This window comes from Rheinheimera faecalis (assembly GCF_021290965.1).
GTDB classification, from domain to species: domain Bacteria; phylum Pseudomonadota; class Gammaproteobacteria; order Enterobacterales; family Alteromonadaceae; genus Pararheinheimera; species Pararheinheimera faecalis.
Map to the genome: position 1 here is coordinate 328,767 of NZ_JAJOYT010000003.1, position 19,625 is coordinate 348,391.

15 protein-coding genes are annotated in these 19,625 nt (G+C 45.8%); 8 read left to right on the forward strand and 7 right to left on the reverse strand.

Going from position 1 to position 19,625, the window contains the following annotated elements; translation table 11 throughout:
• Positions 1-165: 165 nt before the first annotated feature.
• From LSG34_RS07820 to LSG34_RS07830, 3 genes are all read left to right on the forward strand, one after another.
• Complete coding sequence (locus LSG34_RS07820) at positions 166-1,896, forward strand: phosphoethanolamine transferase (protein ID WP_233008268.1); 1,731 nt, start codon at positions 166-168, stop codon at positions 1,894-1,896.
• Positions 1,897-2,108: 212 nt separating this feature from the next.
• A complete protein-coding gene (locus LSG34_RS07825; protein WP_233008269.1) occupies positions 2,109-3,014 on the forward strand; it encodes a porin in 906 nt (301 codons plus the stop codon).
• A 161-nt stretch (positions 3,015-3,175) separates the two neighbouring features.
• Positions 3,176-3,913 carry a substrate-binding periplasmic protein gene (locus tag LSG34_RS07830; protein ID WP_233008270.1) on the forward strand — a complete coding sequence of 246 codons (738 nt, stop codon included), beginning with the start codon at positions 3,176-3,178 and terminating at the stop codon, positions 3,911-3,913.
• Here the strand turns inward: LSG34_RS07830 and LSG34_RS07835 are convergent.
• Complete coding sequence (locus LSG34_RS07835) at positions 3,910-4,320, reverse strand: nuclear transport factor 2 family protein (protein ID WP_233008271.1); 411 nt, start codon at positions 4,318-4,320, stop codon at positions 3,910-3,912. The two genes, LSG34_RS07830 and LSG34_RS07835, sit on opposite strands and share 4 nt — an antisense overlap.
• Before the next feature lie 71 nt (positions 4,321-4,391).
• Here LSG34_RS07835 and soxR point away from each other — a divergent pair, with 71 nt between their 5' ends.
• Positions 4,392-4,874: a redox-sensitive transcriptional activator SoxR gene (gene soxR, locus LSG34_RS07840; RefSeq protein ID WP_233008272.1), complete on the forward strand. Its 483-nt coding sequence runs from the start codon at positions 4,392-4,394 to the stop codon at positions 4,872-4,874.
• On the opposite strand, the gene LSG34_RS07845 is transcribed toward soxR, so the two are convergent.
• Positions 4,835-5,542 carry a glutathione S-transferase family protein gene (locus LSG34_RS07845; RefSeq protein ID WP_233008273.1) on the reverse strand — a complete coding sequence of 236 codons (708 nt, stop codon included), beginning with the start codon at positions 5,540-5,542 and terminating at the stop codon, positions 4,835-4,837. The two genes, soxR and LSG34_RS07845, sit on opposite strands and share 40 nt — an antisense overlap.
• 276 nt (positions 5,543-5,818) lie before the next feature.
• Between LSG34_RS07845 and LSG34_RS07850 the strand changes: the two genes are divergently transcribed.
• Complete coding sequence (locus LSG34_RS07850; RefSeq protein ID WP_233008274.1) at positions 5,819-7,294, forward strand: SulP family inorganic anion transporter; 1,476 nt, start codon at positions 5,819-5,821, stop codon at positions 7,292-7,294.
• Positions 7,295-7,354: 60 nt separating this feature from the next.
• Here the strand turns inward: LSG34_RS07850 and LSG34_RS07855 are convergent, their stop codons facing one another.
• Both LSG34_RS07855 and LSG34_RS07860 read right to left on the reverse strand, forming a co-directional pair.
• On the reverse strand, positions 7,355-10,006 hold the full coding sequence (locus LSG34_RS07855; protein WP_233008275.1) for a TonB-dependent receptor domain-containing protein: 2,652 nt from the start codon (positions 10,004-10,006) through the stop codon (positions 7,355-7,357).
• Positions 10,007-10,118: 112 nt separating this feature from the next.
• On the reverse strand, positions 10,119-12,803 hold the full coding sequence (locus LSG34_RS07860) for a hypothetical protein (protein WP_233008276.1): 2,685 nt from the start codon (positions 12,801-12,803) through the stop codon (positions 10,119-10,121).
• Positions 12,804-13,206: 403 nt separating this feature from the next.
• Here LSG34_RS07860 and phoB point away from each other — a divergent pair, with 403 nt between their 5' ends.
• A complete protein-coding gene (gene phoB / locus LSG34_RS07865) occupies positions 13,207-13,893 on the forward strand; it encodes a phosphate regulon transcriptional regulator PhoB (RefSeq protein ID WP_233008277.1) in 687 nt (228 codons plus the stop codon).
• 18 nt (positions 13,894-13,911) lie between these two features.
• On the forward strand, positions 13,912-15,231 hold the full coding sequence (phoR, locus tag LSG34_RS07870; protein WP_233008278.1) for a phosphate regulon sensor histidine kinase PhoR: 1,320 nt from the start codon (positions 13,912-13,914) through the stop codon (positions 15,229-15,231).
• Here the strand turns inward: phoR and LSG34_RS07875 are convergent.
• Positions 15,228-16,091: a LysR family transcriptional regulator gene (locus LSG34_RS07875; protein ID WP_233008279.1), complete on the reverse strand. Its 864-nt coding sequence runs from the start codon at positions 16,089-16,091 to the stop codon at positions 15,228-15,230. The genes phoR and LSG34_RS07875 overlap by 4 nt on opposite strands.
• 95 nt (positions 16,092-16,186) lie before the next feature.
• Here LSG34_RS07875 and LSG34_RS07880 point away from each other — a divergent pair, with 95 nt between their 5' ends.
• On the forward strand, positions 16,187-17,146 hold the full coding sequence (locus LSG34_RS07880; protein ID WP_233008280.1) for a YeiH family protein: 960 nt from the start codon (positions 16,187-16,189) through the stop codon (positions 17,144-17,146).
• On the opposite strand, the gene LSG34_RS07885 is transcribed toward LSG34_RS07880, so the two are convergent.
• Together LSG34_RS07885 and LSG34_RS07890 are read right to left on the reverse strand one after the other, a co-directional pair.
• Positions 17,115-18,425 (reverse strand): amidohydrolase, encoded by a 1,311-nt coding sequence (locus LSG34_RS07885; RefSeq protein WP_233008281.1) that lies wholly within the window; start codon positions 18,423-18,425, stop codon positions 17,115-17,117. The two genes, LSG34_RS07880 and LSG34_RS07885, sit on opposite strands and share 32 nt — an antisense overlap.
• Positions 18,426-18,515: 90 nt before the next feature.
• A complete protein-coding gene (locus LSG34_RS07890) occupies positions 18,516-19,613 on the reverse strand; it encodes an AI-2E family transporter (protein ID WP_233008282.1) in 1,098 nt (365 codons plus the stop codon).
• Between the last annotated feature and the right edge of the window lie 12 nt (positions 19,614-19,625).

A 19,625-nucleotide genomic window follows, 5' to 3' on the forward strand; every position in this document is an offset into this window, starting at 1 on the left:
GCTATCTTCTGCGTGGCTGTCGCGACGGTTTTCGTTTCTCTTTTGTTTTAGCTGTGTTCACAGCTTTTTCCTTTACAACAGTTCTGGTAAAAACTACAAAATGCGCTCAGAATCCCAATTTTTCAGACCAAGCGTATTTTGATTTTTGAGCCCGGAGGCTTTTTGGTGAATCAGTCGTTAGTGCATTCGTTGTGTCGTGTCTTCGGATTAGTTGTTTTTGGCTTGTTATTGTTATCTCCTGTGCTGGTGCAATGGCCAGAACAGGATCTGGTGCCTTACCTGCAATGGAAACTTATCGCTGCGGTCTGGTGTTATATGCTGCTGTTGTCGTTGTTCCGTTCCTTATGGCCAGGTTTGGTGTTGTTATTGCCGGCTGCTTTGCTGGTACCGCAAGAAGTGTTTTATCTTTTGACCTACCAAAAAAATACCGATGCTCATGCCATAGCTATAGTGGCAGAAACCGATCTGACTGAAGCTTTAGGCTATCTGACTGGTATAGGCGTGTTTTTAGCTTTGGCGGTGGTGGCTATTGTTGTGCTCTGGTGGTATCTGGTGCGTAGCGCCTGGCAGCGTAACTGGCAGTGGGAAACTGGGGTACGGCCTGTTATTTGGCTGATTTGTATTGGAGTATTGGCAAGCCTGAGCTGGAACGAATGGCAGTATCAGCAGATTAATAAGGCCAAACAGCGCAGCAATCCGGAAGAAAACGTATTTGTGCAACGGCCTTTGCCTTACAGCTATGAGAAGTTTCATGCGACCTATCCGCTGAATATGCTGTTAGCTATCAATGAATTTGCCAAGCAGAAACAAGCTGTAGCTGAAGTGGCAGAAAGTACAGCATTGTTTAAATTTTCAGCCCGCCAGACTGAGGTGCCAGCACAACGGCAAGTTTTTGTCTTAGTGATAGGAGAAACTTTAAGACCAGATCGTTTGCAGTTAAACGGCTACAACAGAGCAACCACTCCCCGTTTGGCTGGTACCAAAAATGTAATTAGTTTTACCGATATGGTCAGTCCCTGGGCCTGGACCCGGATGTCTGTACCTGTGATCCTGTCGCGTAAAAATGCGACTGATCAACGCTATTTTCCCACTGAAACTTCTTTGGTTGCGGCCTTTAAAGAAGCAGGTTTCAGCACCAGTTGGCTTTCCACACAAAGCCCACTCGGCGTGCATGATTCTTCTATCGCCTTACATGCAAGTGAAGCCGATCAGGTGCAGTATTTAAATCCTGTGGGTTATAAAAAAGAAGGCTTTTACGACGATATTTTGCTACCGGCTTTTGAACGTGTGCTGCAAAAAAATGAAGCTAAACAATTGATTGTGTTGCATACACTGGGTAGCCATTTTAGTTATGCCGACCGCTATCCGGAGGCGTTTGACTTGTTTACTCCTTCTGGCAAGGGAGAGCTGGTCAGCATGCATGATCAAAAATCGAAAACCTTGCTGAACAATGCGTACGATAACAGTGTGGCATACACCGACTTCTTTTTGTTTAATCTGATTAAACAACTGGAGCAGACTCAAAGTATCAGCAGTTTATTTTATGTGTCTGATCATGGCGAAAATATTTTTGATGGCCAATGTGGCAAAAGTGGCCATGGACATAATACAGAACGTGACTACAGAGTAGCGTCTATTTTGTGGACCTCCGATACATACAATTTACAGTATCCTCAGAAAAAAGCGCTGGCGGAACAACGTCGTGGACAACCATTGATGACCAGTAGCGTGTTTCACAGCTTGCTTGACCTTGCTGATATTCAATATCCGGATCAGAAGCTTAGTAAAAGTTGGGTGAATCCGGACTGGCGTTCGTCTCCTCGTATCCTGCAACAGGGGCTGGATTTTGATAAAGCCCAAAGAGTGGGGGAGTGCCAGGAATTGAAGGCGCCTTAATCTTTACTTTTTCATTGTCATAATACTGTCATTATTCAGTCATAAAATAGCCTCCGAATCGTCATGTTTCGGAAGCTTTATTGTCATATTTCAATAACTCAGCAACTGATGATCATTAAATTGATGCTGGATGCTGAGCTTCCCGCATGAAGTTGTTCATTAGCTAAACAGTATTTGTTAGCCCAAATCTCCTATTACGAAAGGAAAAAATCATGTTTGCAAAAACTTTAATAAGTATTGCATTGGCTTTAAGTTGTGTTGCAACGGCCCAGGCCAAAGACTGGGAAATCTACGGAAAAATTAACGTTTCAGCACAACAGTCTGATGAGGGCGAAGGATCGTTCGGCGAATTAAAAAGTAATGCCTCCCGTTTTGGTATACAGGGTGATTACGCTCTGGAAGAAGGTTTGACTCTGATTTATCAACTGGAGTGGGAAGTTGATCCATCTGATGAGGCGAATGAAAAAAATATCAAATCACGTAACCAGTTTATTGGTTTGCAAGGTGTATTTGGTACTGTGACCGCAGGTCGTCACGACACAGCGCTTAAGATGTCACAAGGTAAGTTAGATTTATTTGGTGATTACGAAGCCGATATTAAAACCTTATGGAAAGGTGAAAACCGTATGAGTGATTCTGTAGCTTATAGCTCACCTTCTTTTCAGGGCTTTAAGTTGCTTCTGACTCATGTGATGGAAGACGAAGCGGACGCAAAAAGCGCTCAGTCTTATGCTGTAGTTTACGGTGATGAGAGCTTAAAAGAATCTGACTGGTACGCCTCTGTGGCTATGGACAGTGAGATGAATGGCTATGACGCCAGCCGTGCAACTGTGCAGTTTAAAGTCGCTGATTTTAAATTAGGCGCTATGGTTCAGCAGCAGGAAGAAGTGGAAACAGGCGAAAAGTCTGATGGTTATATGGCAAATATTGCTTACCCTCTGAATAAGTGGGAATTAAAAGCTCAGTACCAGACCTTAGAAGATGATAATGGTGTTTCTGCTGGTGCAGATTACAAGTTAGGCAAAAACACTAAATTATTTGGCTGGTACAGCAGCTTCGATTTTGATAGCAAAGTCGACAGTGACTATGTTGCTGTGGGTATAGAACATAAGTTCTGATCCTCAAGTTGTGTAAACAAGGCAGCCCTCTGGCTGCCTTTTTCTTAGCTGAAATACCAGCTGAGATAAAAGCCATGCTTTAAGCGTTGAGCTGCTGTTTAAATTGTAAAGGCTTGGTTATGATGAATACAAAGCCGTAGCACAACCTAGAGTAAAGTCTGATGTGGAAGTGGTGGTCCTTGCTGTTGCTGTTTCCTACTCTGATCCTGTCGGCTGAGCCATTACGTGCTGTGGTCAGTCAGACTAACACAGCACCTTACGCCATCTTTGATCAACAACAGCGCTTATCAGGCGGCATAGCCAAAGAACTACTGGATGCTCTCTCGGCCAGACTAAACAGATCAGTAGAGTATCTGGATTTACCCCGGGGCCGGGTGGTTGAATGGCTGATGACAGATAAAGCAGATATCAGTTGTTTTTTAAACCCGCAGTGGGTGCCTGCTAGCTATAAACTAAGCTGGACTCCCGTCTTATTTCATACCCGTCAATACATAGTGCGCCGCTCTGAAGATAGTCCGGTGCGTTCTAATCAGGATTTGTTCCGTAAACGTATAGGTACTACCAGAGGTTTTTCCTATCCAGAGTTACAGCCGCTTTTTGAAACTCATGCTGCAGTGCGTGATGACGCTGAATCATTGGAAAAAAACATTCAGCGCCTTGAGCAAGGGCGGGTCGACTTAGTCATGACGGTTGATTTAAGTTACGGTCATTACCAGCAACATTTTGACAGTTCTAAGCTGGCTGTTGATCCACTCTGGGCTGAACCAGCTGAAGTTTATTGTGCACTAAATCCACACAACTCACTGCTGGTCGAACAGATCCAAAAACAGCTGGGTCTGATGCAGCAGCAAGGAATAGTGGACAAAGTGCTGAAGCGCTGGGCTCATACTTCTATCTAAAGCATATTGCCCGCACAGATCTGCCACTGACTGCCTTGTCGTTTCACCACATAAAGCGGAGTGCTGCACAGGCCCACTTTATGCTGCCGTTCTTTGTGTTGCCAACGCTGTTCTGCATTGATTAAAAAAGTATCCAAATCCAGTTGTTGTAAATGCAGCAGTTGATAAACCCAGACTCTGTCCTGATGCAATTCCATCAGCTGTTGCAGATAAGACCTAAGTTCAGCTGCTCCTGTCAGGCGTTGACCCAGTATATTGACCATCAGCACATCCCGGGTAAAACATTCACTGAATAATGACCAATTGCGTTGATTAATAGCGCGCTGCAAACGATTTAATAACTGCTGTGCACAGTCCTGATCAGACTTACAACCCAGGTCTATCGCATATACCGCATGTTCCAACATAAAAACTTCCCCTGTGGATGAAATTGCAGTTATGCTAAAACCTCAAGTAAGGTTAAGGTCAAGTGTTTTTTATGTCTTTAAAATACGATGCAAAAAAAGCAGTGTTGTCCGTGGGGGAAGTGGCGAAACGTAGTGGGGTGTCAGTGGCTACTTTGCACTTTTATGAGCAAAAAGGTCTGATCCACAGCCAGCGTAATGCTGGTAATCAACGCCGTTATTCCCGGGATGTGTTAAGACGGGTGGCCATTATTAAAGTAGCGCAGCGCACCGGTATTCCGCTGGAACAAATAGGCAAAGCCTTGTCGGTATTGCCGCCAGGGCAAAATGCCGACCAGCAGCATTGGCAGCAGATGTCTGAACAATGGAAAGTGGAGTTGGATTTACGTATTGCTCAACTGACGGATTTGCGGGATCAATTGAGCATGTGTATAGGCTGTGGTTGTTTATCTATGGCGCATTGCCCCTTACGTAACCCACAGGATAAGCTGGCAGAAAAAGGCGCTGGTGCGCATTTTTATCCTACATCAGACGAGTTAGCTGAACCGGATCTGTGATCGGCAATCAGTGTGCCAGACCCCAGAGCAGCAATTTCATGTTCGTCGTCCCAAAATGGTTCGGCTAACGCTTGCTGATACCACAATTGCATTGCAGGCAAATTCATCATCAGCCCGATATAAGGTGAAAGAGTGGCAGCTACAGGCAATTGGTAACTTTGAATGCGAAACAAGACCGGTGCATAAAATGCATCGACGGCACTAAAATGAGCTCCAGCCAGATAAGGCCCGCCAAAACGTTGTAGTCCTTCCTGCCACAGCTGCTCAAGACGTTTTAAATCAGTAAGGACCGCATCGGGCAATGGTGTTTTATCAAAACGACCACCGGCGTGAAAAGGGCAATAGCTTCGAAGTGCACTAAAGCCCGAATGCATTTCCGCTGTCGCAGAACGGGCCCAGCTGCGCTCTTTATTGTCCTCTGGCCATACTCCGGCATGACGCTCCGCTAAATATTCGACAATAGCCAGTGAGTCCCAGACCACCCAGTTGTCATGATGCAGGCAAGGTACTTTGGCATTGGGCGCAAAAGCTTTAAATTGCGCACTGTTGTCATTGGACTGAAACTGCACCTGCTTTTCTTCAAAAGGAATGGTCAAAGTTTGCATTAACACCCAGGGCCTTAACGACCAGGACGAGTAGTTTTTATTGGCGATATAAAGTTGATACATCAAAGCCTCCGGTGCTGTGGGAAATGAGCGATCAGGTGAAGAACTACTGTACCAGAGAAACCGGGTCTGGTGTCTGTGGTTTTTCCAGCCCCACTTTTGCGTTATACTCCACCTCGTTTTCGACCATCATTCCCCTTATTGTTACAAGGAACTTTGTCGCCGATGTAGTGTTTAAACCGTTTTTCCATCTATAAAAGTGAAACGCGATTTGGGGCGTTACAACTTTTATGCCTGAAAAAATGCGTTTATGAATACTCTGCTACAAAGGAATTCCTGATGTTTCAATCGATACGACAGCACTGGCTGTCCAATGTTCGTGGCGATGTTTTATCCGCCATAGTGGTGGCTCTGGCGCTGATCCCGGAAGCCATCGCCTTTTCTATTATTGCTGGTGTTGACCCTAAAGTCGGTTTATACGCATCTTTTGCTATTGCTGTGATCACTGCTTTTGCCGGTGGCCGTCCTGCTATGATTTCTGCTGCCACCGGCGCTATGGCGCTTTTGATGATCACCCTGGTGAAGGAGCATGGTTTACAGTATCTGTTGCTGGCTACGTTGTTAACAGGTGTACTGCAAATTCTGTTTGGTTTATGCAAATTGGGTGAGCTGATGCGTTTTGTTTCCCGTTCTGTAGTGACGGGTTTTGTGAACGCTCTGGCTATTCTTATATTTATGGCGCAGCTGCCTGAACTAACTAACGTGACCTGGCATGTCTATGCCATGACAGCCGCGGGTTTAGCTATTATTTATTTGTTTCCTTATGTCACAAAAACAGTGCCTTCGCCTTTGGTCTGTATTGTGGTTTTAACCTCCATCGCGCTGTATTTCCAGATTGATGTGCGTACTGTGTCGGATATGGGCGAGTTACCTGATAGCCTGCCGATCTTCTTATGGCCTGATGTCCCTCTGACTATGGACACTCTGCAAATTATTTTCCCTTATGCTTTAGGTTTGGCTTTAGTCGGCATTCTGGAGTCGTTAATGACGGCTACTATTGTTGATGATATGACAGATACCAACAGCAATAAAAACCGTGAATGTATAGGGCAGGGTGTTGCGAATATAGGTTCAGGTTTGTTAGGCGGTATGGCAGGTTGCGCCATGATTGGTCAGTCGGTGATTAACGTCAAATCTGGTGGTCGCACTCGTTTATCGACCTTATTAGCCGGCATCTTGCTGCTTATTTTTGCGGTGTTTTTAGGTGAATGGGTAGGCATGATCCCTATGGCTGCTTTGGTCGCGGTGATGATTATGGTATCCATTGGCACCTTCAACTGGCAGTCCGTTTGGGATCTGAAAACCAACCCGAAAAGTTCCAGTCTGGTGATGGTGGTGACTGTGCTGGTAGTGGTCTTTACCCACAATCTGGCTTATGGCGTTTTTGTCGGAGTGCTGATGAGTGCGTTATTTTTTGCCAACAAAGTAGGGCAGTTGCTGGCGGTACAGTCTGAACTCTCCGCCGATGGCAGCGTTCGTTGTTATCGGGTGACAGGCCAGGTATTTTTTACCTCTGCTGAGACTTTTGTTGCGGCTTTTGATTTTAAAGAGCCACTTCGTGCTGTACAGATTGATTTAACTCATGCGCATTTTTGGGATATCACAGCCGTAAGCTCGCTGGATAAAGTGATTTTAAAGTTCCGTAAGGCAGGAGTCGAAGCCGAAGTGATAGGACTGAATCATGCCAGCGCCACTTTAGTGGATAAGTTTGCTATTCATAACAAACCCGAAGCTATAGAAGAGTTGATGCATTAACTTAAGTCCATAAAAAAAGGGTCAGAACTTCAGTTCTGACCCTTGCATAAAAACACTAACTTAGTATTTATAGCTGAAGCTTAAACCGTAGCTTTGGCCTTCAACACGGCGTTGTAACAACTCGCCTTGTTGCATAATTTCAACATCTTCGTCCAGCAGGTTTTTCATCGACAGCTTGACTGAAGTTGATTCAAACGGAGTGTACGAGTAGACAAAATCTAACGAGTTAAACGGCTGCTCATAAGCATCATCTTTATCGTTTACACCAGCAAAGGCAATACGTTTACCGAAGACGTTATAAGTCAGAGTTGCATTATGCTCGTCGTTGTCCGAATCGAAACCCAGTTGGAAGTTGACTACATGTTTAGAGTGACCACTTAACGGACGTTTCAGGTTCGTCAGGTTGGTACCAGCAAATTGCTGAATAGTAATTTCAGACTCGCTGTACGTGAAGTTACCGGCTACAAAGAAGTTATCCATCCATTTGTAGCTTTCGCCTTCAAACATATTCAGTTGTTGCAGGAACTCAGCTTCCACACCGTACACTTCACCTGTGTCACCGTTACGGAATGACATCAGTAAGTTACCGTCTGAACCCGATAGTTCAATGGATTCGATTGGATTTTCCAGATCTTTATAGAAGACACCAACACTGTAGTTACTTTCGTCGTAATACCATTCTAAACGGGCGTCATAACTGGTGACATCTGTGCTTTGCAGACCAGAGAAACCTGTGACTTTAAAGTCCGTCAGTGGGTCGATAAAGAGTACTGGCGTTACTTCACGTAAGTCCGGGCGAACCACAGTGCTGCTGTAGCCAAAACGTGCTTGCAACTCTTCGCTGACAAACCAGGTGAAAGACATAGACGGATAAAAACCATCTTCCTGCAATGGGAACTCTTCGATGTTACCGCTGATTTCACCATCGGCGTTTAACGGTATAGAAATCTGACGGAAATCCTCATAACGTACACCAAAGTTTAAGCGGTACAGATAGTCGTAGTTCATTTCCATGCCGACATAAGCTGCATCAATAATTTGTGCTGCTATATAGTCGTCGGCCTGAGTGGTGACGTTTGAAATCTGGAAACCATTAGCCGTATCGAGAATGCTTTCATCAGAGAAAATTTCTGAGAAGTTTTGACTCAATTGCTCCAGGCTGTAGCCGACAGTACTGAAGTTAAACAGGTTAGTTTCAGACTCACGGGTCCGCTCAAAATACGAGTAACCACCGTTTAACACCATTTCAGCTTTGCCTAAAGTAAAAGGCAGTTTGGCATTCCAGCTACCGTTTTCGGTATCGTCTTCCATTTTACCGAAGCTGTAGGTCACAGCGTTCTGGTTACGACGTAGGAAAGAGTTGATTGAGCCATCAGCCTGTATTTCATTTAAGTAACGGTATTCGATTTCACCTGGCGCATCACGTTCTGCTTTTGCATCTGTGTATTGCCAGTCGACACTGATGTCATATAACCATGGCAAATTATGGCGGCCACGAATTTGGTTACTGAACATGGAGCGTTCTTCGTAGCGGATGGAGGTATCTGTATTAAAGCGGTCTGCTTCGTTAACCGTTTCTATACTGTCACCGTTTTTTACTTTGATTTCATCTTTGGTATCACGCAGGTAAATAGATGCTGTTTCAAAACGATGGTTTTCATCCAGCTCTAAACCAAAGTTCAGCATGCCAGACAGCTTGACCTGATGCTCTGTACCTTTAATATCATCGTAAATATTCAGAGGCACTAAATCGTCGCCTGAGACTGAGAAATAGCGCTCTTGCTCTTCGATATTCTGAGTGGATCTGTCGTAGCTGACACCGGCCATTACACCAAAAACAGAGGAACCGATATCAAACTTGTCACCAAAAGACACGCTGCCATCAAAGTCTGGTTTGATGTTTTCACGTTGTACGTCGACATCACGGTTAAAGTTTAAACCTAATTCACGCACTATAGTGGCGGCCTGAGCCAGATTAGCCTGGTTCACTCCACCCAGAGCTTCCGCGATATTGATCTGGTTAATAGTGCCATATTGATCCAAAGCAGCACGTAATTCTGGCGACATAGTACGGGTACCGTCGTCACTGCCTTTCCAGTCATCACCACCACCATTATAAGTGTAGGCGTCGTCGCTGTTCAGACTGCTATAACCAGTACCAACTGATAAATTGAAACTGCGTTGTAATGGAATAGACGAAGTACGGATATTAACGCTACCACCACCAAAAGCGGCTGGCAGCTCAGGTGAATAGGCTTTTTGTACCACTAAACTTTCAATAATACCGGCTGGGAACATATCCAGCGGGATCACGTTCCGGGTTGGATCCGGACTTGGAACCATAGCGCCGTTTAATAAGGTACTAGAATATCGTTCCCCTAAACCACGCACATAAATAAATTTGTCTTTAACTAAAGTTAAACCAGTCACACGGCGCAAAGCCGTTGCTGCGTTGCTGTCGCCTGCTCTGGAAATTTGCTCCATGCCTAATAATTCTGCGACATAAGGTTGTTCGCGTCTTTCCGCAGCGGCTGAAGCGGCAGAACTCATCAGACGGCCAGAGACTTCAATACGCTCTACTTCCTGCTCTTTTTCTGCAGGCTCTGCGGGTGCTTCCTGGGCTAATGCAGGCATCATACTTGCTGTTGCGGCTAAAGCCAGCAATACGCCGCGGCCAACCTGACTGATTTTAAAACGTTGCTTGCTGCTCATTTGAACTTGGTCCTATCAGCTAATTCGTATATCAATGTGCCGGGCTTATCCAAAGGAGGCCCGGCACTAAGTGAATGCAAAACTGCCGGTAAGCCGGCAGTTTATGGTTGCTTTAGTCGTCCAGACCTACAGCCCAACCAGCAGTCCAGTTGTTGCTTTGTGATACAGCACCAGTGAAGGTCACAGTGTCAAAGAAGGCATCAACAGTTTTCATATCTTTTGCCGGGTTGGTATCGATAGTGAATATACCGTTCAGCACAGTGCTGCTGTCTGCGGCCAGTTTGTTGCCGGTCTGTCCAAGGAACCAGGCTTCTGTGGTTACACCAGTTGCGACATTACCTTTGACTGCTTCAGTCGGGCAGCCAATCACTGAGTTAGTCATAGTTAAAGTGCCAGCTGCAGCTAAGGCCTGAGATTCAGCAGATTCAATTTCCAGACATTCACCCATGCCGACAGGACCTGTGATAACGAAGTTGGCTAGTTGTGCGTTTGTACCAGCACGCAGTAATACACCTTCAGAATCATCATCACCGTCAAAGGTATTACCAATGATGGTCATATTGGCGATAGTTGGGTTTGAGATTGGAGTTGCAGTGAAGTTACCTGACTGGTTATCAGCTTCAATACCGCGGTTGGCTTTAGCGTTATCAGCAGCATGTTTAACTAGAACAAACTGCATTTTACCGTTCCAGCCATCAGCCCAGTCGACTGAGTCGTCACCGTTTGATGTCAGAACTACGTTTTTACAGTTGACGCTACCGCCGAAGAACTCAACGCCGTCATCAACGTTCTGGTGCACCTGAATATTGGAACATTCAGTACCAGAACCTACACCAGCAAAGGTAATACCGTTTAATTCGTTATCCGGAATTACTTCGTAACCTGCGTGTTTTACGATGACATAATTCAGAGTACCGCTGCTGTCAGCTGCATCTGGACCACCATATAAACCAGCTTCACCTTCGGCTTCGATACCACAGTTATTCACATCAGCACATTTGTTAGTAGGCGCATTACCTAGTAATACTAAACCACCCCACTGACCAGCTGCTGTTGGAGAACCAATCACGTCCTGAACTGACGTCATAGTGATAGGGTTAGCAGCAGTACCGTCGGCCACAATTTTTGAACCACGTGTAACTACCAGGAAATCAGCACCTGACTTACCGTAGATAGTCACGCCTGGAGCTACAGTTAAAGTAGCGCTGGTGGTGTTATCCACACCCACGCGAACACGACCGCTTAATACATAATCAGCACCGGCAGCTAAAGTCACGTTAGTGGTGATATCACCAGTTAACTGGCAGTTTAATTTACCTGTTAAGCTTGCTACTTCTGTAGTACCAGTAGGGCATGTGTCTAAGCCAGTACCAGTTTCAGGGTGCAGGCTGACAGTCCAGCCTTTGGTCCAGTCAGTTGTACCGTCAAAAGCGCCTATGTAGTCCACATCATCAAACCAGCCGTTGACTTCATTGGCTACGTTATAACCATTGGTTAATGCAGGAGAGTTAGGCGCAGGGATATAACCACCTAATAAAGCATCACCAACCAGGTTGTTTGGTTGAGCTGAGAACCAGGCTGTAGTATCAAATATTTCTGTACCAGCTTCATCTTCGGCATTTTTGACAGGTTCGGCACAATCAAGGATCGAGTTGCGGAACACAATTTCACCGGCACTGGCGTTGTTTACTGATTCTTGTGAGTTGATGTCAAAACATTCACCCATATCAGCAGGGCCAGTGATGACTACGTTGTACAATTCACCAGCTGTACCAGCGCGTAACAAGATACCTTCAGAGTCATCTTCACCATCAAAGTTGTTACCGATAATGGTCATGTTAGAAATCTGAGGCTTACTGATAGGTTCAGCTGTGAAGTTACCTGACTGGTTGTCACCTTCGATAGCACGGTTTGCTTTGGTGTCATTTGGATTGTGACGGATTAATACGTGTTGCATACGGCCGGTCCAGCCATCAGCCCAGTCTAAAGAGTCGTCACGGTTACCTGTTAACACTACATATTTAGCATCTACAGTACCACCGAAGAATTCAACACCGTCGTCCAGGTTATTGTGTACCTGAATGTATTCAACTGTAGTGCCACGGCCTACACCGGCAAAAGTAATACCGTTTAATTCGTTGTCTGGAATAACTTCAAAACCAGCGTAACGTACCTGAACGTATTTTAATGCACCGCTGTTATCTTCCGGATCTGCACCACCGTAAGGACCAGCTTCACCTTCAGCTTCTACCTGGCAGTTGGCTAAGTTAGCCTGGTCACATTTGTTGCTTGGCGCCTTACCTAATAAAACTAAGCCACCCCATTCAGCAGCTGATTCTTCATCAGATAAACCCAACATGTCATTGACTGATGTCATAACGATAGGGTTAGTTGCAGTACCTATAGCCTGAATTTTGGAACCACGAGCAATAACTAAATAGTCAGCACCACTTTTACCAAAGACTTTAGTGCCAGGTTGGATAGTTAAGGTTGCGCTGTTGGCATTATCGTTACCAACTGTCACTTTGCCAGATAAAGCCCAGGCTATATCTGCTGTTAATGTTGCATCGCTGGTAATAGTGCCTTTAATTTCACATACCGGAGTGGTTACGCCGGCTAAAGCAGAAGCTGCAGTTGCGAAGGCTGGGCAAACGCTTGCTGGTGGAGGTGTTACGCCGCCATTGCCACCGTCATTGCCGCCATTACCAGTATCGATGTTGATATCACCACCGCCACAACCAGCTATTACTAAAGCTGAGGCAATTGCGCTCAATTTTAAGAAGTTACGTAAAGCCATCACTTAATCTCCAATAATCACATGAATGCTGTTGTTATAAAAAAGCTCGGCCAACCATACTCAGGCTTAATGACTGTTTTATTACAGTGAGAGTGAGGAAAATTGAACTTAAAATGCAGGCCCCGTCTGACGTGGCGTAGCGGCAATGTTGTCAAAAAAGGTTCACTAAAGTGTCATCTAAAGGACTTTTTCATTTATTAGAAAAATGTAAGCAGATTGAAACGCTTTAATTCGGAATTGGCAAAAGCCTGAACGACGGCAGCAGTTTTGCGACAAAAGTTATTGCTGTGGCATTGCGTCTGGTCATTAGAGGTCAGAATGCTTGTTTTGCTTTCATAAAACTGTCATAAACTAACGCCATACTGGTCAGAATCAATAAATTAGCTTGAATTGGTAGAGGGTTATGTCTAGAAAAATCCTGGTAGTAGAAGACGAAGCACCGATCCGTGACATGTTGTGTTTTGTGCTTGAACAAAATGGTTATCAGGCCAGCACTGCGGAAGATTTTGATTCTGCCGTCAATATGCTGGTAGAACCTTACCCTGATTTAGTGTTGCTGGACTGGATGTTGCCTGGTGGCAGTGGTATTCAGTTTGCCAAAAAAATGAAAGGGCATGAGCTGACCCGGACTATCCCAATCATTATGATCACGGCACGTGGTGAAGAAGAAGACAAAGTTCGGGGCCTGGAAGTGGGTGCCGACGATTATGTCACTAAGCCTTTTTCACCCAAAGAGCTGATGGCTCGTATTAAAGCTGTTATCCGCCGTGTGGCGCCAACTAGCTTAGATGATGTGATTGAAGTGCAGGGCTTAAAACTTGATCCTGTGTCCCACCGTGTAACTGCTTCTGAGCAAGCCGTGGATATGGGACCAACAGAATTTCGCTTATTACACTTTTTTATGACGCACCCGGAGCGGGTTTATAGCCGTGAACAATTGCTGGATCATGTCTGGGGCACTAATGTGTATGTCGAAGACAGAACAGTGGATGTGCATATCCGTCGTTTACGTAAAGCCATTTCTCTGGCCGGGCATGACCGTTTAGTGCAAACTGTACGTGGTTCAGGTTATCGTTTCTCAGCTAAATGACCGATAAAAGTGAGTACTATGCGTTTGTTACTGTCTAAGAGGAAGATTTTCAGCAAAATCTTCCTTTTGTTTTTTATCGTTGCATTAATTGGCTGGTTGTTTGACCTGCTGTTTCCCGCTTTATTTGCCACCTCTTTAGTGCTGCTTGGCTGGAATTACCGGCATATTTTTATATTGGATAAATGGTTGTGGCGCGATAAAAAGCTGACGCCTCCGGCCGGTGATGGTAGCTGGCAGCAAGTATTTGACGGTATTTACTACCGCCTGCGCAAAGCCCGCAAAAAAAATAAAGAGTTGCGAGCCCTGATCCGGCGTTTTCGTGATGGTGCCGAAGCTTTGCCTGATGCCATAGTAGTGTTGAACAGTGACTGGACCATTATCTGGTGCAATAAACTGGCACAACAGTTGGTTGGCTTACGTTGGCCACAGGATGAGCGTCAGCGTATTGATAACCTTATTCGTAATCCGGAATTTCAGACTTATATTCAGCAGAAGCAATTTGACCAGCCACTGGAGTTGTCCTCTCCGGTCAATGAAGATTTAGTGCTGGAATACCGCATGCTGCAATACGGTGATGATCAGCATTTGTTGATCGTGCGGGATGTCACTCAGTTGAAACTGCTGGAGCAGGTACGCAAAGACTTTGTCGCTAACGTTTCGCATGAACTGCGTACTCCTTTAACTGTATTGCAGGGCTATCTGGAAGTAATGGATGCAGATAACCTGCCCAACGCCGGTATCTGGCTAAAAGCTCACACTGTGATGCTGGAGCAAACCAAACGTATGGATGCGCTGGTACAGCAATTGTTAACGCTGTCGCGCATTGAAGCTGCAGCTAAAGTGCAGTTTGAAGATCATATTGATGTGCCTGCTATGCTGGCGATGCTGGAGCAGGAATCTCAGACTTTAAATCGGGATAAGCATCATCAGATCAGCTTTTCAGTGGAGCCTGGGCTTGTGGTGTCAGGTATTCGTGAAGAGTTACGCAGTGCTTTTTCTAACTTGATTACTAATGCCATTAAATACACGCCTAATGGTGGCGAAATTCAGGTCAGCTGGGTACGCCAGCATCAGAAAGCTGTATTTAGTGTCAGCGACAATGGTGAAGGTATAGCGCCGCAGCATGTGAAACGACTGACTGAGCGTTTTTACCGTGTTGATCAGGCCAGAGCCCGGGCTACAGGGGGCACAGGTCTTGGTTTAGCTATAGTGAAACACGTGCTGCAGCGTCACAACAGCAAGTTAATGATTTTCAGTGAACCGAAAAAAGGCAGTAGTTTTTCTTTTAGCTTACCTGCCGAAATATCACCAAAACGCAAAGCTATCAAAGTCCGCTAACCGGCCCCCCCTTGCTGCAGAAATTGCAAAAATTTTTGCAGCAGCGGTGGATGATAGTTTTTATGTTGCACCAATCTGAAATGCCGCTGCAGCTGCAAAGGGCTTTGCAGCAATAGCAACTGACCTGCATTAATTTCGTCCTGCACAGCCAGCAAAGGTAAACAGCCAATACCCAAACCTTGTTTCACTGCTTGTTTAATGGCTTCAGGTCGTTCCAGTTCCAGCAAATTGTTGGGCGCCCAGTGTAAGCGAGCCAATTCATGTTCCAGCACAGCTCTTGTGCCTGAACCTTGTTCCCGCACTATCCAACGTTGTGCCAATAATTGTTCTGTCGATAAATTCTGATGTAACCTGGGGTGACCGAACAATACCGTCAGATCCTGTCGCCAATGCTCAATAGTGAATTCAGCGCTCAGTACCGGACCTTCGACAAAACCCAGCTGAGCTTGTTGCTGGTGCATCAGATGCAGCACTTCGCTGCTGTTGCAAAGCCTTAATTTAAAATCAATCTGTGGATAAAGAGCTGTAAATTGAGCCAGTAATCCGGGCAACAAATAACAGCCTACTGTTTCACTGGCCACCAGCCTCAGTTCGCCTTTGTCAGGCTCTGAATTCACCAGCTCCTGCTGCAGCTCAAGAAAGACCTGCAGTTTGGGTAACAGATCCAGGGTATGTTGGGTAGGGACCAGTTGCCGGCCCTGACGTAAGAATAACGGCTGACCTAAGCGTTGTTCCAGCTCTTTTAAGGCCTGACTAGCGGCTGACTGACTTAATGCCAAAAGATCAGCGGCTTTGGTCAGGCTGTGTTGGCGGCAAATGGCATCCAATAATAACCAGTGGCGTGGACTGGGATAATTCATTTGTTTATCTAATCTGAGTAATAAGATAAATCCATTATTCTTATTTTTATCACGCATTACAATAGCGCTGTTTATACAACAAAGATGACATCATTATGTTGGTATTACTTCTGCTTAGTTTGCTGCTACAACTCTTTTATCTGGCTGCGCCTGTGCTTCATCAATGGGTCAGTCCTGTGTTTGTTGCTTTGCTTTTGGGATTATCTGCCGCTTTTATACTGCCTTTATGTTCGATTCAGCCTCGTGAGCTGCTCTCTACCCAACTGGATAAATTGGCGCTGCTGCAACAAAAAGCACTGCGTTTTGGCATAGTTTTATTTGCTTTTAGTGTCGATTCTGAACTGGTGCTACAAACCAGCCCGCTGGCTTTATTGCAGCTGGCAGCTTTGGTGTTACTGGTGCTGACAACGGCGCTGTGGCTTGGGTTTAAAGTATTTAAATTGCCCAAAGAGCTGGTGCTTTTAGTCAGTTGTGGTTTAAGTTTTTGCGGTACTTCAGCCATTTTCGCCACCTGGTCTGTGCGCAAAAGTGACGAAGCGACCTTAACTCAAAGCCTGGCTATGGTGCTGTTGATGGGCTTGCTGGCTTTACTGAGTTATTCAGTGTTGATGCACGCAGGTGTTTTACCTGAAGCACAACTGGCCTGGCTGATTGGCAGTACGGCACCTGAAGTGTCACAGGCGGTAGCCGCCGGCAGTCAATTAGGCGATGCAGCGCCACAAGCTGTGATTGCCAAATTATTCCGGGTTTGTTTATTAGTGCCTTTTTTACTTTTGCTAAGTTTTAACAGCAAAAACAAAGAGGGTTTTGTCTTCCCCTGGTTTGTGCTTGGTTTTATCGCGGTGTTGCTGATCAATATCGGCTTTGCTGTGCCTGTCTGGTTCAGTCAGTGCGCTTTAGTGCTCTCACAAAGTTGCCTGATTTTTGCGATGTTAGTAACAGGGCTTTTCACCAACTGGCAGGATCTAAAGCAGTGCAGCGGCAAAGTCTTTGGTTTTGCCGCTGTGGTGATGGTTTTACTCTTTAGCTTTTCTTATCTGTTTTTGCCGGGTTAGCCAAATAATCTAAAGCCAGGCCAGTTAAAGCCCGTACACCATTTTCCAGCGCCTTTTCATTGACCTGAAAAAATGGGGAATGGTTAGGTGCTGTTTTGTCGACCGGAGTATTGTCCGGTGCTATGCCCAAAAAGAAAAATACGCCTGGTACTTCTTGCTGGAAGAATGAAAAGTCTTCAGAGGCGGTAATAGGTTTGATTGGCGCCACACCAGCTTTGCCTGCAGCCCATTCTAAGCTCGGCATAGCCCACTCTGTTAGTTTGGCGTCATTCCAGGTCACAGCGGCAAAACCATGGTTATGAAATTCTGCCGTAGCACCACTGGCCGCTGCTATATGTTCTGAAGTGTGCTGCATTTTTTGTAATAACTGCTCACGCATAACAGGATCAAAAGTCCGTATTGTGCCTTCAAGTTTTACTTCATCCGGAATAATGTTCCAGCGCACGCCACCATGCACCTGACCTACAGATAACACAGCAGGCGCCTGAGTCACATCCAACTGTCGGGCTGGAATTTGATGTAAGGCGGTGATGAGCTGACCAGTGACTGCTATAGGGTCGACACCACGCCATGGGCTGGAGCCATGCACCTGTTTGCCTTTGACTGTGATATTAAAACTGTCAGCTGCTGCCATAATGCCTTCGCTTTTTACCTGCAACTGGCCGGCAGGGCCCGGCCAAACATGCAGGCCAAAAATGGCGTCAGGTTTGTATTTGGCAAACACACCTTCTTTGAGCATCAGCTTAGCACCACCTTCTTCACCTGCAGGCGGGCCTTCTTCGGCGGGTTGAAACACAAATAAAATGGTGCCTGCAAGCTCTGCTTTTAGCTTTGTCAGCACTGAGGCTGTCGCCATCAGCATGGCAGTATGGGCATCATGACCACAGGCATGCATTACACCTACATCCTGGCCATTAAAGGTACTGCGCACTTTAGACGCAAAAGGTAAATCGACCTGCTCAGTCACAGGTAACGCATCCATATCAGCCCGTAAGGCCACTGTAGGTCCGGGTTTAGCGCCTTTTAATACACCCAACACACCATGATGAGCAATGCCGGTTTGCACTTCCAGACCAAGAGATTTTAAGTGCGCTGCTACTTTTTTGGCTGTATTGACTTCGCGGTTCGACAGTTCAGGGTATTGATGAAAATGACGGCGCCATTCCAGCATTTGTGGCTGGATAGTTTTAATAGCAGATTCAGTTTGAGGTTTTAAATCAATGGCTGCCTGAGCTGAAAACGCACTGGCAACCAGCAACGAAACTAAAGTTCTGAGCATGGTAAGGTCCTTAAAGTCTTTGAGCCTTACCATACTGCTTGTGGTCAAAAAAGCAAAGCGTCAGAATCTGTTCGCTCGACAACTTCACTATTATTCGTGCTTAGCGGGTGCTGGTGTTGCCTCAACGGGGTCAACTATGATTTTGGGTTCTCTGAGCCATTCGCGCCAAATCGCTACTAACAGCGCCATCAGTACAGGCCCCACAAACAAACCGACCATGCCCATAGTTTTTACACCCCCTATTAACCCAAAAAAGGTGGGTAAAAACGGTAGTTTGACCGGGCCACCCACCAGATTGGGTCTAATGGTTTTATCGACAATAAAAAGCTCAATGCTGCCCCATAAAAACAAGCCAACCCCAGCTGTTAAATCGCCTGTGCCAATCAGATAAATGGAAATTAAACTAAAAGATAAAGGAGCACCGCCCGGGATCAGTGCCATAAAACCAGTCAGCACACCAAAAGCTACAGGGGAGGGTACACCAGCTATCCAGTAAGCTATACCCAACACCACACCTTCACCTATAGCGATTATCGTCATACCTATGACTGTAGAGCTTACGGTGGCAGGCACAACACGGGAGAAGCGGTTCCAACGGTCAGGTAAAATGCGCTCGCCTACAGTATCCAGTTGCCAGGCCAAACGTTCACCATCTTTATAGAGGAAAAACAAGGTGATCAGCATAAACAACAAGGTCAGCATAAAGCCTGCTGTAGTCCAGCCAAAATTAAGCACCCATTTTGAGATGCCGCCTATTTGTTCACCACTGACTAAACTGACCACCTGACCTAATTGATGAGGTTCACCTAAGTAGGTTTGCCAGTAAGTCGCTAAAGTTTCACCGACAGCTGGCAGGGCTTTTAACCATTCAGGCACAGCAGCACCATGTTCATTGGCATACTTCAACCACTCAATCCAGGCACGTATTTCTTCCATCGCATAACTGAATACCAGGGCCAGTGGGATCACCAAACCTAACACAATAGCAATAATAGCGACGCTAGCGGCAAGGGTTGAGTTATTGCGGCAGTAGTTCAGCAGATGACGGTATAAAGGCCAACTGGCAAAACAAATAATCAATGCAGCCAATACAGGAACCAGAAAGCCAATAAAAAAGAATACGCCAGCACAGAGGATCACCAACAATAAGGCTCTGCTAATAGCGTCGTTACTAAAAATCTGTGGCATCTGTAACTTTTC

What these genes read in the sequence shown, in the direction of transcription:
- LSG34_RS07825 (WP_233008269.1), top strand. Translation starts at nt 2,109, where the DNA reads ATGTTTGCAAAAACTTTAATAAGTATTGCATTGGCTTTAAGTTGTGTT.
- LSG34_RS07830 (WP_233008270.1), top strand. Translation starts at nt 3,176, where the DNA reads ATGTGGAAGTGGTGGTCCTTGCTGTTGCTGTTTCCTACTCTGATCCTG.
- LSG34_RS07835 (WP_233008271.1), bottom strand. Translation starts at nt 4,320, where the DNA reads ATGTTGGAACATGCGGTATATGCGATAGACCTGGGTTGTAAGTCTGAT.
- soxR (WP_233008272.1), top strand. Translation starts at nt 4,392, where the DNA reads ATGTCTTTAAAATACGATGCAAAAAAAGCAGTGTTGTCCGTGGGGGAA.
- LSG34_RS07845 (WP_233008273.1), bottom strand. Translation starts at nt 5,542, where the DNA reads ATGTATCAACTTTATATCGCCAATAAAAACTACTCGTCCTGGTCGTTA.
- LSG34_RS07850 (WP_233008274.1), top strand. Translation starts at nt 5,819, where the DNA reads ATGTTTCAATCGATACGACAGCACTGGCTGTCCAATGTTCGTGGCGAT.
- LSG34_RS07855 (WP_233008275.1), bottom strand. Translation starts at nt 10,006, where the DNA reads ATGAGCAGCAAGCAACGTTTTAAAATCAGTCAGGTTGGCCGCGGCGTA.
- LSG34_RS07860 (WP_233008276.1), bottom strand. Translation starts at nt 12,803, where the DNA reads ATGGCTTTACGTAACTTCTTAAAATTGAGCGCAATTGCCTCAGCTTTA.
- phoB (WP_233008277.1), top strand. Translation starts at nt 13,207, where the DNA reads ATGTCTAGAAAAATCCTGGTAGTAGAAGACGAAGCACCGATCCGTGAC.
- phoR (WP_233008278.1), top strand. Translation starts at nt 13,912, where the DNA reads ATGCGTTTGTTACTGTCTAAGAGGAAGATTTTCAGCAAAATCTTCCTT.
- LSG34_RS07875 (WP_233008279.1), bottom strand. Translation starts at nt 16,091, where the DNA reads ATGAATTATCCCAGTCCACGCCACTGGTTATTATTGGATGCCATTTGC.
- LSG34_RS07880 (WP_233008280.1), top strand. Translation starts at nt 16,187, where the DNA reads ATGTTGGTATTACTTCTGCTTAGTTTGCTGCTACAACTCTTTTATCTG.
- LSG34_RS07885 (WP_233008281.1), bottom strand. Translation starts at nt 18,425, where the DNA reads ATGCTCAGAACTTTAGTTTCGTTGCTGGTTGCCAGTGCGTTTTCAGCT.
- LSG34_RS07890 (WP_233008282.1), bottom strand. Translation starts at nt 19,613, where the DNA reads ATGCCACAGATTTTTAGTAACGACGCTATTAGCAGAGCCTTATTGTTG.